Source organism: Okeania sp. SIO2B9 (assembly GCF_010672505.1).
In the GTDB taxonomy this organism is placed as follows: domain Bacteria; phylum Cyanobacteriota; class Cyanobacteriia; order Cyanobacteriales; family Microcoleaceae; genus Okeania; species Okeania hirsuta.
Map to the genome: position 1 here is coordinate 1 of NZ_JAAHGK010000899.1, position 3236 is coordinate 3236.

Here is a 3236-nt window from a genome sequence, read left to right on the forward strand (position 1 = left end):
TTTTCCCACCTGCGATAGTTCTGGAATTGTGCGGGAATGAACCTGATACTAACTGGCATTCTAGTCAACCGGATGATGTGGCAGTCATGATGTTTACTTCTGGGAGTACAGGTATACCAAAAGGAGTGGTACTGAGTCACAGAAACCTGCTGAGTCAAACAATGGGTTCAGTCCAAATGAATGGTTTTACCAGGAAAGATATTAGCTTGAATTGGGTTCCAATCGATCATGTAGGAGGACTGGTATATTTCCACATTCGAGATGTTTATTTAGGCAGCAAACATATTCATTTTCCTTTTGAATTATTTTTGCAAGAACCGCTAATTTGGCTAGATTTAATCGATCGGTTTAAAGTGAATATTGCCTTCGGCCCAAATTTTGCATACAGTTTAATCAATGACTGTGCTGAAACTATCTCAAAACGACAATGGGATTTATCGTCGATCAAATTTTTCTTAAACGCAGCGGAACCTATTGTGACAAAAACAGCACGGCGTTTTTTGCAGTTGTTAGCACCCCACGGATTAGCTCCTACGGTGATGTGTCCTTCTTGGGGGATGGCAGAAGTTTCTTCTGGTGTGACTTTCTCCCATAATTTTTCCCTGGATTCCACCACAGATTATGATTTGTTTGTGGAAGTTGGGTCGCCAATTCCTGGAGTTGATTTGCGAATTGTCGAGGATCAAAATCAGGTTGTTTCAGAGGGGGAAATTGGCGGATTACAAGTTAAAGGGTTAACTGTAATGTCTGGGTATTATCAAAATCCCGAAGCAAACCAAAACGCCTTCACTCAGGATGGATGGTTCAATACTGGAGATTTGGGGTTTCTCCAGGATGGGCGTTTAACTATTACGGGACGGCAGAAAGATTTGATTATTATTTGTGGTACTAACTATTATTGCCATGATCTTGAAGCAGTCGTAGAAGAAATTGCAGGTATTGAAGTCTCTTATACTGCTGCTTGTGCAGTTAGAGAATCAGAGGACAATACTGATAAGTTGGCAATCTTTTTCAGTGCGACTGACACTGAGGATAATTCCTTACAAGTCCTGATGCAGAAAATTCGGGATAAGATTGTGGAAAAGATTGGCGTGAGTCCAAATTACTTGATTCCGGTTTCTAAAGAAACAATTCCCAAAACAGCGATCGGTAAAATTCAGCGCCAGGAATTAAGAAAAAGATTTGAGGCGGGTAAATTTAATGGGATATTGACTGAAGTTACACTTCAGAAATGGCAGTAGATTTTTATTTGCAGATATCAAGGAAAAAAATATTTTATGAAAGAAATAACAATTGACGGCATCAGTGATGTCACGGAAAAACCAGAACACGAACAACCGCCTAACTGGCGACGATATTTCAGCTTTAGCACCGACCACAAAGTTATCGGTATTCAATATCTAGTTACCTCTTTCCTATTTTTCCTAGTAGGTGGAATATTCGCCATGGTAATTCGTGGCGAACTGATGACACCAGAATCAGACCTTGTAGACCGCACCATTTATAACGGAATGTTCACCATGCACGGCACGATCATGCTGTTTCTGTGGACATTCCCATCTTTAGTTGGTCTGGCAAACTATCTCGTACCCATAATGATTGGGGCGCGAGACATGGCATTTCCTCGTCTAAATGCTGCTGCATTTTGGATGGTGCCAGTAGTTGGCGTCCTGATGATAGCTAGTTTCTTTGTTCCCGGTGGTCCCGCACAGTCAGGTTGGTGGGCCTATCCTCCAGTAAGTATACAAAATCCCACGGGTAATTTAATCAACGGTCAGGTACTATGGATTCTTGCCGTTGCCATTTCTGGTGTTTCCTCCATTATGGGGGCAGTTAATTTTGTCACAACTATTGTGAGAATGCGAGCGCCTGGTATGACATTTTTCCGGATGCCAGCTTTTGTTTGGACAGTATTTGCTGCTCAGATTATTCAATTGTTCGGACTGCCAGCACTAACAGCAGGTGCAGTGATGTTACTATTTGATATCACAATGGGAACTGGATTTTTTAATCCTGCCAACGGAGGAAACCCGGTTCTCTTCCAGCACTTTTTCTGGTTTTACTCCCACCCCGCAGTTTATGTGATTATTTTGCCTATCTTCGGCATTTTTTCTGAAATATTCCCAGTCTACAGTCGCAAACCACTATTCGGGTACAAAGTGGTGGTAATTTCATCAATGCTGATCGCTGGGGTAAGTGGTTTAGTTTGGGTACACCATATGTATGCGAGTGGTACTCCTCCCTGGATGCGGATGATTTTTATGCTTTCAACTATGTGTGTTTCTGTACCTACTGGAATTAAGGTATTTGCCTGGGTGGCGACTATTTGGGGTGGAAAAATTAGACTGAATACTCCCATGCTATTTGCTTTGGGTGGGTTGATCATGTTTGTGTTTGCTGGTATTACTGGCATTATGCTCTCTGCTGTTCCGGTAGATATTCACGTTAACAATACCTATTTCGTTGTCGGTCACTTCCACTACGTTCTCTATGGTACGGTAACAATGGGAATGTATGCTGCTATTTACCATTGGTTCCCTAAAATGACTGGGAAAATGTATTATGAAGGTTTGGGACAGTTGCACTTTTGGCTGTCATTCATCGGTACTAACCTCAACTTTTTACCCATGCACCCATTAGGTTTACAGGGAATGTTGCGCCGAGTTTCTTCTTATGCACCTGAGTATGAATTTTGGAATTTGGTTGCAAGTCTGGGAGCATTTTTATTAGGAATGTCTACTTTACCATTCATTTTAAATATTGTCAGTTCCTGGATACAAGGTAAGGAAGCACCTGCTAACCCTTGGCGAGCGATCGGTTTAGAGTGGATGATTTCTTCTCCACCAGATGTGGAGAATTTTGAAGAAATTCCGATAATTATTGCTGAACCCTACGGTTATGGTAAGTCGGAACCTTTGACTTCTAATGACCCCAATGGACATCATGCAGAAGTTCCCGAACCTGTTAATTAATTAGGTGGTAGTAGTAGGTTGGGTTAAGCGAAAGCGCAACCCAACAAAAATATTTGTCTGTAATATAGCAGTCGTCTAGGAGATTCTCGCTCCTCTCAAATTTAGTCCAGTAGGTTGGGTTAAGCGAAAGCGCAACCCAACAAAAATATCTGTCTGTAATATGCATCTGTTGGGTTGAGGGACCCCTCAACCCAACCTACGGCAACTATAGCGAGGATAAAACCAGTAAATTAAAGGAGAATTAAAACATGGATAGTTCGATCA

The 3236-nt window shown here is 41.8% G+C and carries 2 protein-coding genes; both read left to right on the forward strand.

The features are described 5' to 3' along the window. Positions 1-1241 (forward strand): AMP-binding protein (locus F6K13_RS25160; protein ID WP_287288726.1); only part of this gene is annotated, 1241 nt, incomplete at its 5' end. A 36-nt stretch (positions 1242-1277) separates the two neighbouring features. Then, on the forward strand, positions 1278-2972 hold the full coding sequence (ctaD, locus tag F6K13_RS25165; RefSeq protein ID WP_124143029.1) for a cytochrome c oxidase subunit I: 1695 nt from the start codon (positions 1278-1280) through the stop codon (positions 2970-2972). The last annotated feature ends 264 nt before the right edge of the window (positions 2973-3236 follow it).